The 19005-nt window shown below is 50.4% G+C and carries 15 protein-coding genes; 4 read left to right on the forward strand and 11 right to left on the reverse strand.

What is annotated here, in order from left to right; translation table 11 throughout:
• The first annotated feature begins 642 nt into the window (after positions 1–642).
• Both NCTC9997_RS09510 and NCTC9997_RS09515 read left to right on the forward strand, forming a co-directional pair.
• Positions 643–1311 carry a vWA domain-containing protein gene (locus NCTC9997_RS09510; RefSeq protein ID WP_010863980.1) on the forward strand — a complete coding sequence of 223 codons (669 nt, stop codon included), beginning with the start codon at positions 643–645 and terminating at the stop codon, positions 1309–1311.
• A complete protein-coding gene (locus tag NCTC9997_RS09515) occupies positions 1308–2390 on the forward strand; it encodes a protein kinase domain-containing protein (RefSeq protein ID WP_064977952.1) in 1083 nt (360 codons plus the stop codon). Before NCTC9997_RS09510 ends, NCTC9997_RS09515 begins: the two co-directional genes overlap by 4 nt.
• A gap of 150 nt (positions 2391–2540) precedes the next feature.
• Here NCTC9997_RS09515 and NCTC9997_RS09520 read toward each other — a convergent pair whose 3' ends face one another.
• The 6 genes from NCTC9997_RS09520 to NCTC9997_RS09545 all read right to left on the reverse strand — a co-directional run bounded on the left by NCTC9997_RS09520 (position 2541) and on the right by NCTC9997_RS09545 (position 8812).
• Positions 2541–3080, reverse strand: a complete 540-nt coding sequence (locus tag NCTC9997_RS09520) for a DUF1097 domain-containing protein (RefSeq protein ID WP_010863982.1) — start codon at positions 3078–3080, stop codon at positions 2541–2543.
• A 170-nt stretch (positions 3081–3250) separates the two neighbouring features.
• Positions 3251–3793: a cell division protein ZapC gene (locus NCTC9997_RS09525; RefSeq protein ID WP_010863983.1), complete on the reverse strand. Its 543-nt coding sequence runs from the start codon at positions 3791–3793 to the stop codon at positions 3251–3253.
• A gap of 123 nt (positions 3794–3916) precedes the next feature.
• Positions 3917–4927, reverse strand: a complete 1011-nt coding sequence (gene pyrD / locus NCTC9997_RS09530) for a quinone-dependent dihydroorotate dehydrogenase (protein ID WP_064977953.1) — start codon at positions 4925–4927, stop codon at positions 3917–3919.
• Positions 4928–5146: 219 nt separating this feature from the next.
• On the reverse strand, positions 5147–5362 hold the full coding sequence (locus tag NCTC9997_RS15500; protein ID WP_010863985.1) for a DUF2835 family protein: 216 nt from the start codon (positions 5360–5362) through the stop codon (positions 5147–5149).
• A gap of 85 nt (positions 5363–5447) precedes the next feature.
• Positions 5448–8054 (reverse strand): aminopeptidase N, encoded by a 2607-nt coding sequence (gene pepN, locus NCTC9997_RS09540; protein ID WP_413463052.1) that lies wholly within the window; start codon positions 8052–8054, stop codon positions 5448–5450.
• 206 nt (positions 8055–8260) lie between these two features.
• A complete protein-coding gene (locus tag NCTC9997_RS09545) occupies positions 8261–8812 on the reverse strand; it encodes an NUDIX domain-containing protein (protein ID WP_064977955.1) in 552 nt (183 codons plus the stop codon).
• A gap of 225 nt (positions 8813–9037) precedes the next feature.
• On the opposite strand from NCTC9997_RS09545, the gene pncB reads away from it, so the two are divergent.
• Together pncB and NCTC9997_RS09555 are read left to right on the forward strand one after the other, a co-directional pair.
• Entirely contained in the window at positions 9038–10243 is a 1206-nt protein-coding gene (pncB, locus tag NCTC9997_RS09550; protein ID WP_010863988.1) for a nicotinate phosphoribosyltransferase, read from the forward strand.
• A 141-nt stretch (positions 10244–10384) separates the two neighbouring features.
• Entirely contained in the window at positions 10385–11728 is a 1344-nt protein-coding gene (locus NCTC9997_RS09555; RefSeq protein WP_064977956.1) for a DEAD/DEAH box helicase, read from the forward strand.
• 147 nt (positions 11729–11875) lie between these two features.
• On the opposite strand, the gene pntB is transcribed toward NCTC9997_RS09555, so the two are convergent.
• The 5 genes from pntB to proQ all read right to left on the reverse strand — a co-directional run bounded on the left by pntB (position 11876) and on the right by proQ (position 18987).
• Positions 11876–13252 (reverse strand): Re/Si-specific NAD(P)(+) transhydrogenase subunit beta, encoded by a 1377-nt coding sequence (pntB, locus tag NCTC9997_RS09560; protein WP_010863990.1) that lies wholly within the window; start codon positions 13250–13252, stop codon positions 11876–11878.
• 10 nt (positions 13253–13262) lie between these two features.
• Positions 13263–14798, reverse strand: coding sequence for a Re/Si-specific NAD(P)(+) transhydrogenase subunit alpha (gene pntA, locus NCTC9997_RS09565; protein WP_039046727.1), 1536 nt, complete (start codon positions 14796–14798; stop codon positions 13263–13265).
• Positions 14799–15232: 434 nt separating this feature from the next.
• The gene (locus NCTC9997_RS09570) at positions 15233–15904 is read right to left on the reverse strand and encodes a hypothetical protein (protein ID WP_010863992.1); all 672 of its coding nucleotides are present in this window, start codon (positions 15902–15904) and stop codon (positions 15233–15235) included.
• 369 nt (positions 15905–16273) lie between these two features.
• Positions 16274–18295, reverse strand: coding sequence for a carboxy terminal-processing peptidase (gene prc / locus NCTC9997_RS09575; protein ID WP_064977957.1), 2022 nt, complete (start codon positions 18293–18295; stop codon positions 16274–16276).
• 20 nt (positions 18296–18315) lie between these two features.
• Positions 18316–18987 (reverse strand): RNA chaperone ProQ, encoded by a 672-nt coding sequence (gene proQ, locus NCTC9997_RS09580; protein WP_010863994.1) that lies wholly within the window; start codon positions 18985–18987, stop codon positions 18316–18318.
• Positions 18988–19005 lie beyond the last annotated feature (18 nt).

Raw genomic sequence — 19005 nt, forward strand, 5'->3', positions numbered from 1 at the left:
GTTCAGTCACTCGTTTAACTTAATATCTTTTGGATATCAGCATTCTCAAACGAGTGCCCACACAGATTGTCTGATTAACTTTTTAAAGAGCAATGTCGCTTCACGTCCGATTTGCTTTCGCGTTTCGTTCCGTGCCGACAGGGAGCGCATTATAGGGCGGCGCCGAAAAGACGCAAGGGCTAATTCACCCTTTTTATCGAAAAACACTTCAAGCGCGCAAACATTGAACTAAATCACGTTTTTTGTGTATTTAACCACCGATTTATAGCCAATACCTCATACCTCTGGAGTCTCATTTCGCTCGAGAAGGACGATTTCCCGCACTTGTTCTCGTTTTTCATCTCTACACATACATAAAGCTCACGGATAAAGCTCCCCCTACGCAGCGTTAATGAGTGTAGATGCATAACTGAACTTTTACCGCCTTTCCTTATCATTCATTTTCGAACGCAAAAATGAGTGCTTAGACTCGGATGCATCACTCAACAACGGGGGTTTGTAATAAATGACTGGTTTATCGCAAAATCCTTCAGGATACGTTTAATAAATGGCGTAATCATGACGCTTATATCCAGCAATTACCGATCATTTCGCCTGCCGCGCTGCATGCGCTCTCAGGCCCGTTGAAAGAACACACCATCAATGACCAAGCCGCTACAGTCTTATTACGATCTGATTGATAACCCTTCGCACCGCTGCCCCTGCATCTTGGTGCTGGATACGTCCTACAGTATGTACGACATTGCTATCCGCGAGCTAAATCAGGGGTTGCAGCAATTCATTCAAGCGGTGAAGCATGATGATTATGCGGGGCAATCAGTGGAAGTGGGCGTGGTGACGTTTGGTCATCGAGTGATCCCGCAACTGCCGCTGACACCCGTTCGACAAATTGAGAACGTAGATAACTTTGTTGCCAGTGGTGATAGCCCGATGGGCGCCGCAGTACATGCCGGTTTGGATATCTTGGAAGCGCGTAAACGTGCCTATCAAAAAGCGGGAGTGGCTTACCACCAGCCGTGGCTGATTTTGATGACAGATGGAGTGCCTACTGATGAATGGCGCTCAGCAGCTGTACGTTGTCAGACTCTGGCCGATCAGAAAAAACTCTCGGTGTATTCGATTGCCATGGGCCCAGATGCGGATTTAAATGTGTTAACGCACTTTGGTGAGCGTAAACCGATGCGCCTACGTGGACTGCGTTTTCGCGAGTTTTTCCAATGGCTGTCCGCCAGCATGGAGCGCCTGAGCCAATCCCATCCGGATATGCCAGATACCGAAGAAGTTGATACCTTAGGTTGGGAAGCGCTGTGAATCCGGGCGATAAAATTCTGGATATTCACGGTCATTTTCGCCGTTTAGGGGCATACATTGGCCGCGGCGGTGAAGGCACGGTATTTGCCCTGCAGCACCAACCTGACATTCTCATCAAATGTTACCACGCTGGGCGTAGAGCGCTGCCCGCTTACAGTAAAGAGCAACGAGCGAAAATCACCCAACAGATCAGCATGTCTGCTGCGCTGCGTACGTTGCCGTTAGCCTGGCCGCGGGTACTGATTTTTGATGAGATGCAAAACTGGCTGGGCTATGCCATGTACCATGCCCGTGGATTTCCGCTGGCCAAGCTGATTCATCCTAATTTGTATCATCAGCATGCGCCGGCACTCAATCGCATCGAGTTAGTGGGCTATCTGCTCAATCTACTGGCCACGCTGGATGCTTTGCATCAGCAAAATATTTTTGTCGGGGATCTTAATCCGCACAATTTGTTGTGCGACCCACATACCGGCACAGTCACATTGCTCGATTGCGACAGTTTTCAAATCCCACATTCTGATGAGCAAGTTTTTGCCTGTACCGTTGGTCACCCAAGCCTGCTACCGCCCGAATTTCGGGGGAAATCACTGAAAGAGACGCGACGTAATGCTGCCTCCGATTGTTACGCCGTGGCGATGATCACCTTTATGACGTTAATGATGGGGCGACACCCGTTTGATCATCAAGGAGGGGAAAGCTTAGCGGATAATATGACGAAGGGCTTTTTCCCTTATGCGCGTTGTAACATTAGTGCCGATGGCCAGCACCATATCCCTCTGGGTGAATGGTACTTATTGTGGCAAATGATCCCTGATACATTGCAGCAACTGTTTGAGCGCTGCTTTATTGAAGGCCTGCACCAGCCAGAAAAGCGCCCCACTCTGACGGAATTCCGGCAACATTTGCAGCATTACCACGGCCAGCTGGTCAATGGCGAGAAAGCACCATGTTTAGGGATCCCTCGGCGCATGGCGCTTGAGGCACCCTCTTCAAGCGAATCTAAGCCAGTCATGCTGCGCAGGGCCACACCTGAGCGAGATGTAGTAAGCCGAGTGGTTGAAAGCATCGTTATCTAAGCGATGTATAGCACTAAACAGGCAGCTATAAAGAAAACGATAAGTAGCATGCAAAACATCATGCTACTTAGTCTAATAAGCGTTATTTAAGATAAACGATGTGCTATTCAGGGAAGGCTATGTGCCCCTAGCAGACTACTGCCATGGGCATCACGCAGACTGTACCGATTTCTCTGCACTTTTTTCTTCGACACCTTCTTGTATCGTCACGTGCTGTTCTGACTGCATATTTTTCTTCTGCGCTAATTTGCCATGCAGCCAAACACCGCTGGCTTTCATGCTGTAACCAAATACCGCACCTAACACCAGCGATGGCACAACCACCTGCCATTGGCCGTTAGCTGCAAAAGTCGCACAGCAGCCAATGAATGTCCCTGGAATGAATTTCAGCCAGTTTTGCTTGGCTTGGATACACATAAAGAAAGAGACGACGGCGGTCAGCATATAACCGGCAATTTCCAGATGCGGAGTTAATGCGCTGCCATGCAGGATAACCATCGCCCAGAAAACACCGCTCAGATTAGTCAGCACGCTAAGCAGCAAGCCACGTAACCCATCGACTGGAGACGCAAAATAGGTGGTGCAGCCGAGGAAACCCGCCCAACTGAGCAAACCGAGACTAACCGCAACCCAAGCCCAAAGACCAGATAGAAGACCGGTAGTCAGTGCGATTGCCATAAGAATGCTCATACTTTTGCGCTCCGTAGTATAGAAGGAGCGAAGTATAAGGATCTGACTATTGTCAGATAAAGAGGTGCATCAAACTTTTATGCAAATACTCAGCGTGAAAATCACCGTAAAGTGACTTACATCACACAATTTATGTATTTCACATACTCAGCCATGCTGATGAAACGCGATTAACCCGCACACGCATACGCCCCGTAGGCCAGCGTAGAGGCAGGAGACAGGCGATCATTCATCACCTTAATCGGCTCGCCAAGAGCCAGAGGACGATCATTGAGGATCATCTGAGGCTGGGCAACTAAGCACAAACTGGCGTTACCGCTATTTTCCACCACAAACAGCAATACTTTTTCTTCGCTATCAACCAATTGTACTTGAACCAATTCACCCATTTCCGGTGAATAGCCATGATTGATTTGGGCAAAATACCAGCTCTTTGGCATTACTGGTTTTAAAAAGCGTTGCGCGGCAACGGCGTTTAAAACTAATTCCGCTTTCTGTGCCGATGTCAGTGGGCTAGCGTGTAAGCCATCCATATAATCATAATATTGCGCTGTATCTTCGACCGTAAATGCACAGCCAGAAAAAATATCCGCAATCAAAAAACGACCCGCGAGCCGGGAGCGAAATACCATTCCATTGGCAAGATCGAGCATTAAACGGTCAAACTCGGCGTCAAAATACCATTTCCAGCGATCGTCCGGCTTGATTTTCATTATCAGACCTAATGTATTTTATCAGTGTAGACAGTGTGTTTTATAAAACGGCAAGGTACAGGATAAATGTAAACCAGACAGGCGTTATTGCAAACCCCTGTCTGGCCTTTTATGCAGAAATAATCAGAGATGGGACACAATATCTTTAATTAAACGCGGACCATGATAAATAAAGCCAGAATAAATCTGCACCAGTGATGCTCCCGCAGCCATTTTCTCACGCGCGGCAATGGCTGAATCAATCCCGCCGACACCGATTATCGGTAACTGTCCTTTCAGCTCAGCGGATAATTTACGGATCACTTCAGTACTGCGATGCTGTAACGGTCGGCCACTTAATCCCCCCGCTTCTTCGGCATGCTTATATCCTTGTACCAAACTGCGGTCTAATGTGGTGTTAGTGGCAATGACACCATCAATTTTATAACGCACCAAGCTATCGGCAATTTGGATTAACTCTTCATCGGTTAAATCTGGTGCAATTTTCACCGCAACCGGTACATAACGGCCATGCTTTTTATGCAGCTCTTCTTGGCGCAATTTTACGCTTTGCAGCAAATCATCCAACGCTTCGCCATATTGTAATGTACGCAGGCCCGGCGTATTTGGAGAGGAAATATTGATCGCAATATAACCGGCATGCTCGTACACTTTATCCATACAAATCAGGTAATCATCTTTACCCTTCTCTACCGGCGTATCTTTGTTTTTACCAATATTGATACCGATGATGCCATCGTATTTCGCCTGTTTTACATTCTCGACCAGATAATCGACACCCATATTATTAAAGCCCATCCGGTTGATGATCCCTTCGGCTTCCAAAATGCGGAATAGACGTGGCTTGTCATTACCCGGTTGCGGACGTGGCGTTACGGTACCGACTTCGATAAATCCAAATCCCATCGCACCCAATGCATCGAGGCAATCAGCGTTTTTATCCAGACCCGCGGCTAAACCCACTGGATTTTTAAAGCTCAAACCCATGCAGCTGACAGACTTATTGGGGATATTTTGACGGATGACGTATTCGAGGGGAGTGCCGGTGATCAGCTTAAGATTATGAATGGTTAAATCATGAGCGCGTTCTGGCTCAAATTGAAAAATGGCTTGTCGGGCTAAACGGTAAAGCATGATACCTCTCCTGATAAACGCGCGGTCACGAATCCTGCGCATCAACGGGAGGGCTACACAGCAGAGGGAGAAAAAAGCAGTACCGGTCTGTGTGTTTCCTCACCCGGAACTGCGCAATCATCAAGCATAAACGAGCTGAATGCCCCGGTCAGAAACCGGAGTCGCATTATGGTCAAGTTGATCGGCTTTGTCATTGTGTTTCGTCAATTTTTGTCACTTTCAGCAGCGTTGCAGACTAACAATGCTGTTTTGCGCATTTATTTCCAGTCGAAAGCGACCATTAACACCGTTATGTAGCAAAAATGTACGAAAACGGGCCGCCGGTAAACTCAGCCGCTTTCCCTCTTCAGACCAGACCAAAATTTGCCGAGCTTGACCATGGTAGTGGTGTAAAAAGGTTTGATAATCAATTGAAAGGGAAAAATGGAAGATCATCGCAAACAATACGGCAGGTTGCCCTGCCGTATCCGGTTAAACAGACAAATATGCTGAAAAGTAGGATTTTATCCCTTCAGCTGGCTTAGCTTAAAGACTTGGTGATTTTTTCAAACAAATCACGTGCCAAATTGTCCAGTTTTTGTAAACGTAACAGCTGCTCGCGCATCAATTGCTGACGTTCGGCGTCATAACGCCCTAAGCGGATCAACGGCTCAATCAACCGTGACGCCACCTGAGGATTACGGCTATTCAGCTCCACCAGCACATCGGTCAGGAAGCGATAACCTGAGCCATCTTTAGCATGGAAGGCCGATGGATTACCCGATGCAAAAGCACCTATCAGGGAGCGCGTACGGTTCGGGTTCGCCAAGCTGAATGACGGATGCTGCATCAACGCTTTCACGTTTTCCAGCACATTGGCCGCCGGACTGGTTGCCTGCAACATGAACCACTTATCCATCACCAAACCATCGTGCTGCCATTTATCCGCAAAGTGCTGCATCAGGTTGTCACGGCATGGCAACTCGGCACTGACAGCAGCAGACAGCGCGGCTAGCGTATCGGTCATGTTATCGGCCTGCTCGTATTGACGACGCACTAGTGCGTCAGCCCCTTCAGCAAAGGCCAAATAACCGAGGCAAGTATTACGCAGCGCACGACGAGCAATATCAGCATGCTCAACACGATATTCTGGCAAAACATGCGCTTGATACACGGCGCGCAGTTCATCGTTTAATTCCAACACCAACTCATCACGGATAAATTCACGCACCGCACGGATCGCATCCGGATCAATCAGATCAAACAATTCCGCCAGCTCGGTCTCTTTCGGCAATGTCAGGATCAAGGCTGCCAAGGCCGGATCGAGCTGCTCATCCAGCAATACTGCACGGAATGCATCCACTACCTCAATCGGCAACTCCAGCGCATTACCGGCCTGCCAGTTAGCGACATTCAAACGCATATATTTACCAATCAGCATTTGCGCCGCATCCCAACGTGCAAAGTCATTGCGAGCATGCGCCATCAGGAAAGTCAGCTGCTTATCGGTGTACGGGTAATCCAGTTTCACTGGCGCAGAAAACTCACGTAGCAGTGAGATAACCGGCGCTTGCGGCACCTGTTCAAAGACGAACGTTTGCTCCGGCTCAGTGACATTCAGCACCGAATTCACCGCCTGACCACCACTTTGCAGCGGGATCACCGCGCCATCTTCGGCATAAAGCTCAATATCTAGTGGGATATGCAGAGCCTGTTTTTCAGTTTGCTCTGGCGTTGGTGGCGTGCTTTGGCGCACATGCAGACGATAAACCTGCTGCTTAGCATCATATTCGTCACGCACCTGCAACTGCGGTGTACCGGCTTGGCTGTACCAACGGCGGAATTGGGTCAAATCGATACCCGAGGCATCTTCCATCGCTTTGACAAAATCTTCACAGGTTGCCGCACTGCCGTCATGACGCTCGAAATACAAGCGCATCCCCGCTTGAAACGCCTCTTCACCCAGCAAGGTGTGCATCATACGAATGACTTCAGAGCCTTTCTCGTACACGGTCACGGTATAGAAGTTATTCATCTCGATAACTTTATCCGGACGGATCGGGTGGGCCATAGGGCTCGCATCTTCAGCGAACTGCGCACCCCGCATCACCCGCACATTATTGATGCGGTTAACCGCTCGTGAACCCAGATCGGAGCTGAACTCTTGATCGCGGAACACGGTCAGCCCTTCTTTTAGACTGAGCTGGAACCAGTCGCGGCAGGTCACGCGGTTACCGGTCCAGTTGTGGAAATATTCATGCCCGATCACCCGTTCGATATCCAGATAATCGGTATCAGTGGCGGTTTCAGCTTTTGCCAGCACAAACTTGGAGTTAAAGACGTTCAGCCCTTTGTTCTCCATCGCGCCCATATTGAAGAAGTCCACCGCCACGATCATGTAGATATCCAGATCGTATTCCAGACCAAAACGGTTTTCATCCCAGCGCATCGATTGCTTCAAGGATTCCATCGCCCAATCGGCGCGATCCAGATTGCCGCGATCGACATACAGCTCCAGCGCGACATCACGACCGGAGCGCGTGGTGAAAGTATCACGCAGCACATCAAAATCGCCCGCCACCAGCGCGAACAGATACGATGGTTTCGGGAATGGATCAGACCACTGCATCCAGTGGCGCCCATCCGCCAGCTCTCCGCTCGCTACACGGTTCCCGTTAGACAGCAGGTACGGATAACGCGCTTTATCGGCGGTGATTTTGGTCTGATAACGCGCCAATACATCTGGGCGGTCAAGGAAATAGGTGATGCGACGGAACCCTTCCGCTTCACACTGGGTGCACAGCGCCTCACCGGATTGGTACAAACCCGACAGCGCCGTATTTTTCGCTGGGCTAAAACGCGTGATGATGGTTAACTCACACTCCGCCGGCAAACCGTTAATGGTTAGACTATGGCTATCTTGCTGATAATCCGTCACTGGCTGGCCATTCACGGCCACGGAAACCAGCGTCAGCCCCTCACCGTTGAGTACCAACGGCTGGGCATGCTCACTCTGACGAACCACATGGCTAATGGCAGTCACCACGGTATCATCGGCGGATAAATCAAAATCCAGCGCCACATCAGTAATGGTGTAATCTGGCGCGCGGTAATCCTTGCGATATTTAGCTTGCGGCTCGGTCTGCATTTGTTGCGTCATTATTCTTCTTCCCTCTGCAGTATTTAGGCTATTTTCATCTTCAACACGCGCAGTAACTCATGTTGTGACTCGCGCTCTCATTGAAATTGAAAGCGCATTGAAATTGAAAGCACGAGACTCATGGTGCGATAAACATATTGTGCGATGAATTACTTGCAGCCTGTCATAAAAATAAGGTTGTGGTCAAACACCGTTTATAAGCCAAAACGGCTTCGTTCCGCAGCCATACATAAAATACCCATAATAGTATAACCATCGGTAATTATGCCGCTTTTCACCATCTGCAAAACATCATCAAACGGATGGCGCTCGACCGTAATATCTTCCGACTCTTCCAAAAGCTGTTCCGCTTGGCTTAAGCCGGTAGCCACAAACAGCGCACCGGTCTCATTGGTGATGGAATTCGAAACATGGAAGCCCAACAGCAAAGGCTCAATGGCCTCGGCCAGTAGGCCAGTCTCTTCTTGCAGTTCGCGGCGCGCGGTATCAAACCAGTTCTCACCGTGCGGACAACCGCCTTCCGGCAGCTCCAACGAGCTATTGCAGCCGGTTGCATAGCGGGTTTGCCGCACCAAGGTGATAGAGCCATCCGCATGCAAAGGCACGATACCTACGCCACGGTTTTTGAACTCCACAACCCCGTACAGTGCCGGATTGCCGGCCGGATTAATGACCTGATCTTCCCGCACCCGCATCCACGGGTTTTCATAAACAGTTTTGCTTTCAAGGGTTTGCCAAGAGGACATATCTTGCCGCCTGTCTTAATTCGTTCCGACTGAACACGAGGTCTATTGTATGCAAGCTGGCAGAGGATGGCGCAAAAATAAAGAATAAATACAGAGACAAAACATTACATACGGTATGTTTGTCTGCTTTGCAGTAAATAAACTTGACGGATGTCATACTGTTCTGAGGTATACTTGCCGCAGTGGTTAACAGCCAGTGTTTATAAAGGATATTGTACGGTAATTATGACTCAATCCGTAATCACGCCGATTTTGTCGTCACTGCTCGACACTGATGCTTATAAGCTGCATATGCAGCAAGCGGTTTACCTGCTCTACCCGGATACTCCGGTGGTAGCGGAGTTCCGCTGCCGTGGCGCGCACGCGCTGAGCCGCTATGCGCATGAAATTGCAGCCCAGATTGAGCTGATGGCCGATCTGTCGCTGAGCGACGAAGAATACCGGTACTTATCCGGCCTGCCGTTTTTCCGTGCCGACTACCTAAACTGGCTCAAGAATTATCGCTATAAGCCTGAGCAAGTCACCGTGAATGTGGTGCAAGGGCAACTGGCGCTGCATATTGAAGGCCCATGGCACGAAGTGATCATGTGGGAGGTTCCGCTGTTGGCATTGATCAGTGAGATCAGCCAGCGTCACCGCTATCCGCATATCACAACTGAGCAAGCGGTCAGTCATCTGCGCAACAAGCTGGCGATTTTTGAAGCCAACTCAGCAGATCTGAATATGGATCAGTTCCGTTTGGTTGACTTCGGTACTCGTCGCCGTTTCTCTGCCGATGTGCAACACGCCGTTATCAGTACATTGCAGCAAGAGTTCCCGGGCTTTTGTGGCACCAGTAACTACCACTTGGCGCGGCAGTTGAACCTGACCCCGGTCGGTACCCAAGCCCATGAATGGTTCCAAGCGCACCAGCAACTGAGTCCAGCGCTGGCACAAAGTCAGCGCGCCGCACTGGATGCATGGCTTAAGGTGTATCCAGACTCACTCGGCATTGCGCTGACAGACTGCATCACCATGGATGCGTTCTTGCGCGATTTCGATTTGCGTTTTGCCACCCGCTACCAAGGTTTGCGCCACGACTCTGGTGATGCCATCGCGTGGGGTGAAAAAGCCATTGCGCACTATCAAGCACTTGGTATCGATCCGCAGAGCAAAACGCTGGTCTTTTCCGACAATCTGGATTTGGATAAAGCCTTGGGCTTGTATCGCCACTTCCACCATCGGATTAACATCACATTCGGCATTGGTACTCGCCTGACTTGCGATATTCCTGGGGTTGAGCCACTGAACATTGTGATCAAATTGACTGAATGCAACGGTAAGCCCGTGGCCAAGCTGTCTGACAGCCCGGGGAAAACCATCTGTCAGGATCCACAATTTGTTGCCGATTTATGCAAGGCCTTCTCCCTACCACTGGCCTGCAACGGCTAAACTGACAGTAATCGCCTATCACAACAGGGAATATCCCTATTGCGATCAAGGCTACAGCTGCCATATTCAGCATTATCGAATTAACATGGACGGAGCCTCTGCTCCGTCTTGTGTATAGAACATCTTTTCGGAGTAACAACCTTGCGTTTTGACGAGCTTTCTCTCGACTCACGTCTGATCAACACCATTAATAACCTCGGTTATGAACAACCAACCGAGATCCAGCAAATGTGTATTCCAGCCGCCATTACGGGGCGCGACATCATCGCGTCATCGCAAACCGGCTCAGGTAAGACCATGGCGTTTTTGCTGCCTATGATGCAACGCCTGCTGCGTGAGCGTGCCCGTCAAAAGCGCGATCCACGCGCGGTGATCCTCGCGCCAACCCGCGAACTGGCACGTCAGGTTTATGCTCAACTGCGTTTTTTGCTGGCCGGTAAAAATCTCGATGCCGCACTGCTGCTGGGCGGCGAAAACTTTAACGACCAAATTCGTGCGCTGCGTAAAAATCCACATATCATCATCGCGACACCGGGTCGTTTGGCGAACCATCTGAAAGAGCGCAGCATCTACCTGAACGGGGTAGAAATGCTGATTATGGATGAAGCCGACCGGATGCTGGATTTGGGTTTTGCTGAAGAGCTGAAAGCCATTAACCAATCGGCCGATCATCGCCATCGTCAGACGTTGATGTTCTCCGCAACCATTACGCCTGACGTGGAAGCGTTGGCATTTGCCGCGCTGAAAAATCCACGCCGTATTGCAGTGGGTGATGCGATGGCGCAGCACGCTGACATCACGCAGCGTTTCTATCTGGCCGATCATCTGGATCACAAGCAAGCCCTGCTCTCACACTTGCTGAGCCACGAAGAGTATCAGCAGGTGATCATTTTCACCGCCACCCGCTCTGATACCGAGCGTCTGGCCGACATGCTCAATCAGCAAGGTCTCAAAGCCATTGGCCTGAGCGGTGAGCACAGCCAAAGTGCCCGTAACAAAATCATGGATGACTTCAGCCGTGGCTGTTACAAAGTGCTGGTAACCACCGATGTGGCCTCCCGAGGTCTGGATCTGCTGAATGTCTCTTTGGTGATCAACTTTGATATGCCAAAACAGCCGGAAGAGTACATCCACCGTATTGGTCGTACCGGTCGTGCAGGCAGCAAAGGCAATGCGGTATCGCTGGTCGGTCCGAAAGACTGGGAAAGCTATGAGCGCGTGAAAGCGGCGGTCAACCAACCGCTGGACTTCTCCATCATTGAAGGCCTGACCGGTAAGTTCCAAGGTTTACGTAAGAAAGTTGCTAAGCCGCAGATGAAGAAAACGGCTAAGCCAACGAAAGCGTCAGACAATAAACCGGTGAAAGCCAAACCACGTGCGGTGCGTAAATTCACCGCCGGCGCAGATGCGGGCATGACGATGATGAAGCGTAAGCCAAAACAGTTGATTGTTGAGCGCGCCGATCCGGATCTACCAGAAGAGTAAGCCTTTTGCTTTACTGACCTCACTTCCCGCGGGAATACGGTACAACGGCTACCGCGCGATGATAAAAAAACATACAGAAAAGCCCCGCCAAATTGGCGGGGCTTTTTATTCGCGGCGAGCTACGCGATGATTGCTATCGGCAAGCGCTTACAGCGCGCGCAAAATAGCATCCACGCTATCTTTGGCATCGCCAAACAGCATCTGGGTGTTTTCTTTGAAGAACAGTGGGTTTTGCACGCCGGCATAACCGGTGTTCATGGAGCGCTTAAACGCCACCACGTTCTGTGCTTTCCACACTTCCAGAACCGGCATGCCCGCAATCGGACTGTTCGGATCTTCCAGCGCAGCAGGGTTCACGGTGTCATTGGCACCGATCACCAACACCACATCGGTATCAGGGAAGTCTTCATTGATCTCATCCATTTCCAGCACGATGTCGTACGGCACTTTCGCTTCGGCCAGCAGAACGTTCATGTGTCCTGGCAAACGGCCGGCAACTGGGTGAATACCAAAACGCACCTGTACGCCTTTTTCACGCAATTTCTGCGTGATTTCCGCGACGGGATACTGCGCTTGAGCAACCGCCATACCGTATCCCGGTGTAATGATGACTGAACCAGCACTCTTGATCAGCTCAGCCACTTCTTCAGCGGTCGTTTCACGGTACTCGCCCATCTCTTCATCACCACTGGAAACCGCACCATCGGTACCAAAACCACCGGCAATTACGCTGATGAAAGAGCGGTTCATCGCCTTACACATGATATAAGACAGAATCGCACCCGAAGAGCCAACCAGCGCACCGGTTACGATCAGCAGATCGTTCGCCAGCATGAAGCCCGCTGCGGCAGCTGCCCAACCGGAGTAGGAGTTCAGCATGGAAACCACCACCGGCATGTCAGCACCACCGATAGAAGCCACCAGATGCCAACCAAACGCCAGCGCAATCAGGGTCATCAGCACCAGAACGAACGTACCACCACCCGCGTTCAAGAACACCAACAGCAGCAGGAACGACACCACCAGCGCCGCCAGATTCAATTTATGGCGATGCGGCAGCATCAGCGGTTTAGAGCTGATTTTGCCACGTAGTTTACCAAACGCCACGATCGAACCGGTGAAGGTCACGGCACCAATGAAGATCCCCAAGAACACTTCGGTCAGGTGGATATTCAGCAGCACGCCTTCGGTCGCGCCGTGGTCAAAGTAGCTGTTAAAGCCTACCAGAACCGCCGCCAGACCCACGAAGCTGTGCAGTACCGCAACCAGCTCAGGCATCTCGGTCATTTCAACGCGCTGAGCCAGACGGATCCCGATCGCACCACCGATAATCATCGCCAGCAAAATCCAAGCAACACCGGCTGAGTGCGGACCTAAAATGGTCGCCACCAGCGCGATTGCCATACCGGTAATACCATACCAGTTACCGGCTTTAGCCGTTTCATGCTTGGACAGACCGGCCAGACTCATAATAAACAGCACCGCAGCCACAATATAAGCTGCTTGTACCAATCCTTCAGACATGTGCTACCCCTCAGTCCCTTCTGAACATCTTCAGCATACGCTGGGTGACGGTGAAGCCACCGAAAATATTAATACTGGCGATCAATACCGCGATAAAGGCCAAGAACGACACAAAGCCGTGCCCTTGCCCAATTTGCAGCAGCGCACCGACCACAATGATGCCGGAAATGGCGTTGGTAACAGACATCAGCGGGGTATGCAGAGCATGACTGACGTTCCACACCACGTAGTAGCCTACGACGCAAGCCAGAACAAATACAGTGAAGTGAGACAAGAAGGCCGCTGGCGCCGCGTTAGCGATCCAACCAAACAGCACAATACCCGCAGCCATCAGACCGTATTTCTTGGCCGGAGACGCCGGTTTCTCTTCCACTTTCGCCGCTTGCGGTTTGGCAGCCGCTTGCTGTTGTGGCTGAGCCGAGACTTTGATCGCCGGAGGTGGCCAAGTGACATCCCCCTCTTTAATCACGGTCACGCCGCGCAGCACCACATCCTCGAAATCGATATTGATGGTGCCATCTTTTTCTTTACACAGCAGCTTAAGCAGGTTTACCAAGTTGGTACCGTACAGCTGAGAAGACTGTGTCGGCAGACGGCTTGGTAAATCGGTATAACCGATAATCTTGACCTGATTGTCAGTGACAACCACTTTGTCTGCTTTGGTCAGTTCACAGTTACCACCGGTTGCCGCGGCCAGATCCACAATCACGCTGCCTGGCTTCATGCTGGCTACCATTTCGGTCGTGATCAGTTTGGGTGCCGGGCGGCCAGGGATCAGCGCCGTGGTAATAATGATGTCCACTTCTTTGGCTTGCGCCGCAAACAGCGCCATCTCAGCTTTAATGAAAGCTTCTGACATCACTTTGGCGTAACCATCGCCACTGCCCGCTTCTTCTTCAAAATCCAGCTCGAGGAACTCAGCCCCCATACTCTGAACTTGTTCTTTTACTTCCGGACGGGTGTCAAACGCACGCACAATCGCGCCCAGACTGCCCGCAGCACCGATGGCAGCCAAACCGGCCACACCAGCACCAATGACCATCACCTTGGCTGGCGGTACTTTACCCGCGGCGGTGATCTGACCGGTGAAGAATGAACCGAACTCATGCGCGGCTTCAACCACGGCACGATAACCGGCAATGTTAGCCATAGAGCTTAACGCATCCAGTGATTGGGCGCGGGAGATACGTGGTACCGCATCCATCGCCATCACATTGATTTTACGCTCAGCCAGCTTGGCCATCAGCTCCGCATTCTGGGCTGGCCAGATAAAGCTGATTAACGATGCACCTTCTTTCAGCAGAGGAATTTCCGCATCCTCAGGCGCATTCACTTTTAAAATAATGTCAGCGTTCCAGACATCCGAAGTCGGGACAACTTGCGCGCCGGCAGCAACATAGGCTGCATCATCAAAGCTAGCAAGGTGACCGGCTCCCTGTTCAATGACAACACTGAACCCCAATTTCAGCAGTTGTTCCACCGTTTTCGGTGTGGCAGCTACCCGCGATTCATTCGCAAGTCGTTCCTTTGGTACACCAATCTGCATAGTTATTCCTTCAATTGGCATCAGTTAGCGAAAAAAATAATCCGCACCAGTGCCTGAGTCCTGTCACTGGTGTTGTACGCTATCACATCCCCGAAAGGGATTGCCTGCGTTGCTGCAGTTACCCACAGCTCCCCTGCATAGATGTGTCCTCCTTAACCCATAACAACAATAACGTAAGCAATGACAAATAAAATTTCCGAAAGATTATTGCGCAAAAGCTGTAACCACAACGCAACGTCATTCAAAATTTAGAAAATAAACTACTGAAATTATCCGAAGGGATCTACTAATAACAGGTCGAATCAGAAGTTACTGATTAAATTCACAACGAAATGGGGGAAAAGCAACAAAAAAGTGGGCAAATACTCGGCAGTTACATCTTCTGCGCCGGTATCTGACCACTTAGAGAAAAAGAATAAGCACTTTCTTGCAGGTTAGCGTTTAACAAGTTCTATGTGACTATCGAACAAGTTATCGTTCAAAATCAGTTCATTATTTTGCTGTGAGATGTTCAATGACTGACGGCCATTCGGGTAAAACAGCACGACTTCGTGATTTTCATAAATATACAAACCACGGTTTGTCTGTAATTTTCCATCTTTTCCCACACTCTGCGCTTCAAACTGAAAGTCCGGCAGGAAGTTCACTTCAAAGCTATGCAAGTGGGAGGTCACATCACTGCCAGTGATTTCTGCACTACGCCAAGCACCGAGCAATTCAGCTGGCGGCAGTTTTGAGAACATCACATTGCCCATCACAAACTGATTTTGGCTCAGCTGGAATTGCAGCATCTGCGGCTGATCCCCTTGCGGATACAGCGTCAGGTATTCACTGGTAATGTCATACCGCCCTTGCCAGACATCATGATTACCGTCATCACGTTGCAGCACAAAGATAAAATGGTTTTTCGAATCAAAGCGAATCGACATCATACGATAGCTAAATTCGCCCAGTGGGATGGCTTGATTGTCTGGCGCACGCCAGATCCAGTCACCGACGATGTACGGCTCGTCAAATGAGTTGAGAGATTGATCCAGCTCGGCCCGAGCCGGTACAGAAAAACTCATACTGGCACACAGCATCAACATCATCAGTGATCGGAGCATAAGCCCTCCGGTAAGCGCATGGCTGCATAATAGAGACCCTGATATATTGACGTTAGTCACAGATAACTTTTTTCACCGTGCATATTAAAGATATTTTTTGCGAAGACGGTTTCACCGAGCCGCGCTCATGTCTTTTTCCGCCCTCATCACGTCATCACGCAGCAAATCACACTCATAGGGCGAACAACGGCGAATCAGGCCGCAAGCAAAGATAAGGCTGGGGGGAATGGGAAAAAGAACAGAAAAGAAAAACGCCGGTTAGCACCGGCGTTTTTGGGTTTACCGCACAACTCTCATTTCTGGCCAGATTAGAGACTTGTCTCTCTACTGGCTGATGTGTCTGTCGGCTTATCTCGTTTGTCTGACGACTTAGGATTTTGCCGGTTGCGCTTTGGCTTGATCTTTAGCCAGATCCAGCGTGATCTTCACGGTTTCATCCATGTACGGATCCGGATCTTCATAATCTTTCGGGATCGCATCCAAGGTCTTGACCGCCGGTTTACCCGCACGTGCCAAACGCTCATTTACACGCTTGAGTCGCAGGGCATCTTCTTCCTGATTTTCTTTCTGCCGCTCAGCCAGATTCAGCGAGATCTTATTCTCTTTGGCTTTCAGCGCCTTATATTGGGCAATATCAGCCTGAATATAGCCAAATTCTGGATCTTTGGTGATACGCGACTGATGCTGCTTGGTCAACTCAGGGACAAACTGCGTTGGCGTACCCGATTTATCGTACGGGGCTGGCTCAATGCTATCCCACGGCAAGGCGTTATCTTCAAACGCTTCGCCAGTGTCCGCCGGATCAACACCGGTAGGCATCACGATATCTGGGATCACCCCTTTGTGCTGAGTACTGCCACCATTAATTCGGTAGAACTTCTGGATGGTGTACTGCACGTGACCAAGCGGTTTATCAAACAGATCGTAGATATGGTTCAGTGAACGGTGCTGCTGCACAGTCCCTTTACCAAAGGTCTGTTCACCAACGATCAATGCACGGCCATAATCTTGCATCGCAGCAGCAAAGATTTCAGATGCCGATGCACTAAAACGGTCAACCAATACGGTGAGTGGGCCGTCATAGTAAGAAACGTCATCAGTGTCCGCATTGACCTTGATACGGCCATAGCTGTCACGGACCTGCACCACTGGGCCTTGTGGGATAAACAAACCACTGAGCGCAGTCGCTTCGGTCAGTGCGCCACCGCCGTTACCACGCAGGTCAATGACGATGCCGGATACTTTCTGATCGCGCAGCTCTTGCAAGCGCGCTTTCACATCTTCACTCAAGCCTACGTAGAAGCTTGGGATCTCCAGAACACCGATTTTCTGTCCGTTAACTTCTTTGACGGACGCTTTCGCAGCGCGGTCTTCTAGGCGAATTTTATCGCGTACCAGCACCACTTCTCGGGCTTTGCTGTCTTTACCCGCAGGCAAAATCTGCAGACGGACTTTGCTGCCTTTCGGGCCTTTAATGAGATCGACTACGTCATCCAAACGCCAGCCAATCACATCCACCATCTCTTTGCCTTCTTGACCGACCCCAATAATGCGATCGCCCACCGCAATATTCTTGCTGGACGAGGCAGGGCCTCCGGCCACCAGCGAACGGATCACGGTGTAGTCATCATCGGCTTGCAGCACCGCACCAATGCCTTCCAACGACAAGTTCATCTCGTTGTTAAACTGCTCGGCATTACGTGGGGACAGATAGCTGGTATGCGGATCGATTTCGCGTGAGAACGCATTCATGAACAGTGAGAACACATCTTCACTGTTGGTTTGCGCCAAACGGCGGATGGCAAAGTTATAACGCTTGGTCAGCGTTTCCTGAATGGCAGGCCAATCTTTACCGGCCAGCTTCAGACTTAGTGCATCAAATTTGACCTTTTCGTACCACAGCTTATCCAGCTCGGCTGTGGTGGTTGGCCACGGCGCTTTGGAGCGGTCGAGATCATAGGTCTCGTTGCTGGTAAAGGTCATTGGTTTGTCGAGCAAAGACAGCGCATAGGCGTAGCGCTCATAGCGGCGTTTTTGCGACAAATTAAACAGCGCATACGCGGTATCTAGCTTTCCCTCTTTAAGTTCTTTATCGAGGTTATCGCGCTGTTTGGAGAATTGGTCGATGTCTGATTTAAGGAATACGTTGTGGTTGTAATCCAGCATTTTCAGGTAACGATCGAAGATCTTTTCTGAAAATTCGCTATTGAGATCGAACTGACGATAGTGGGAACGGGTGAAACGGGCTGTAATGCGCTTTTCCGCGGTGGGATGCTGCATTTCAGGGCCAAGCTGGGGAATGCTGCTCAGCGGATACTTAGGCTCAGCAGCGTGCGCCCAGCAGGCCAGCATAAAGCTGGCCGCTAATGTTACTCGAAACAAATTTTTCATGCCTTGCTTCTGTCTCCGCCTCAGGCGAGCAAATGCTCAGCCCGAACAATCATTGCCAAACCGGAGGCCAGCTGGACACGAGCACCGTCTTTGGCTACTTCCAAAACAGTGGCATCCATCAGACCTTTACCGGCACGCACTTTAATCGCCTGACCCACGCTGAGTTGGGCAATTTCGACGCTTTGTACTGGTGTTTCGCTGATTTGCTTCTTCGGCTCTGCCGCAGAGACAGTACGTGAAGATTTGGCTTTACGCGCGGTAGCTGCACGCGCCGGGGTACGCGCTTCGGTGCGCTTCTCCTGACGTGGACGGCGAGGCGCTTTATCACCCTCTTCTTTCTTTGCAGCTGCACGCTTGGCTTTCACCCGTGCTTTCGCTTCTTCCAGTTGCTGGCGGGCATGGTCGATATGCTGTTGATCCAGCTCACCGCAAGCATTGCCGTCTAAGTCAATGCGGCTTGCGCCCGCTTTGACACCATGCAGATAGCGCCAACTGGAGGTATATTGACGCAGAGCTGAACGCAGCTGAGTTTTGCTTACTCGAGCATCTTCACCTAAACGTTCTACTACGTCTTGGAAGATACCAATTTTCAGAGGGCGCGCTTCACCTTCGAGGGTAAAGCATTGAGGGAAACACTCTGCCAGATATGCAATAACTTCTTTGCTGCTGGTCAGCTTCTGTTGATTTTCCATGAAAAGTCCTGAATTACT

It is taken from the genome of Plesiomonas shigelloides (genome assembly GCF_900087055.1).
GTDB lineage: Bacteria > Pseudomonadota > Gammaproteobacteria > Enterobacterales > CAMTGL01 > Plesiomonas > Plesiomonas shigelloides.

What these genes read in the sequence shown, in the direction of transcription:
- NCTC9997_RS15500 (WP_010863985.1), bottom strand. Translation starts at nt 5,362, where the DNA reads ATGATCTTCCATTTTTCCCTTTCAATTGATTATCAAACCTTTTTACAC.
- pntB (WP_010863990.1), bottom strand. Translation starts at nt 13,252, where the DNA reads ATGTCTGAAGGATTGGTACAAGCAGCTTATATTGTGGCTGCGGTGCTG.
- NCTC9997_RS09520 (WP_010863982.1), bottom strand. Translation starts at nt 3,080, where the DNA reads ATGAGCATTCTTATGGCAATCGCACTGACTACCGGTCTTCTATCTGGT.
- NCTC9997_RS09570 (WP_010863992.1), bottom strand. Translation starts at nt 15,904, where the DNA reads ATGCTCCGATCACTGATGATGTTGATGCTGTGTGCCAGTATGAGTTTT.
- NCTC9997_RS09525 (WP_010863983.1), bottom strand. Translation starts at nt 3,793, where the DNA reads ATGAAAATCAAGCCGGACGATCGCTGGAAATGGTATTTTGACGCCGAG.
- pncB (WP_010863988.1), top strand. Translation starts at nt 9,038, where the DNA reads ATGACTCAATCCGTAATCACGCCGATTTTGTCGTCACTGCTCGACACT.
- NCTC9997_RS09510 (WP_010863980.1), top strand. Translation starts at nt 643, where the DNA reads ATGACCAAGCCGCTACAGTCTTATTACGATCTGATTGATAACCCTTCG.
- pyrD (WP_064977953.1), bottom strand. Translation starts at nt 4,927, where the DNA reads ATGCTTTACCGTTTAGCCCGACAAGCCATTTTTCAATTTGAGCCAGAA.
- NCTC9997_RS09545 (WP_064977955.1), bottom strand. Translation starts at nt 8,812, where the DNA reads ATGTCCTCTTGGCAAACCCTTGAAAGCAAAACTGTTTATGAAAACCCG.
- proQ (WP_010863994.1), bottom strand. Translation starts at nt 18,987, where the DNA reads ATGGAAAATCAACAGAAGCTGACCAGCAGCAAAGAAGTTATTGCATAT.
- pepN (WP_413463052.1), bottom strand. Translation starts at nt 8,054, where the DNA reads ATGCAGACCGAGCCGCAAGCTAAATATCGCAAGGATTACCGCGCGCCA.
- pntA (WP_039046727.1), bottom strand. Translation starts at nt 14,798, where the DNA reads ATGCAGATTGGTGTACCAAAGGAACGACTTGCGAATGAATCGCGGGTA.
- prc (WP_064977957.1), bottom strand. Translation starts at nt 18,295, where the DNA reads ATGAAAAATTTGTTTCGAGTAACATTAGCGGCCAGCTTTATGCTGGCC.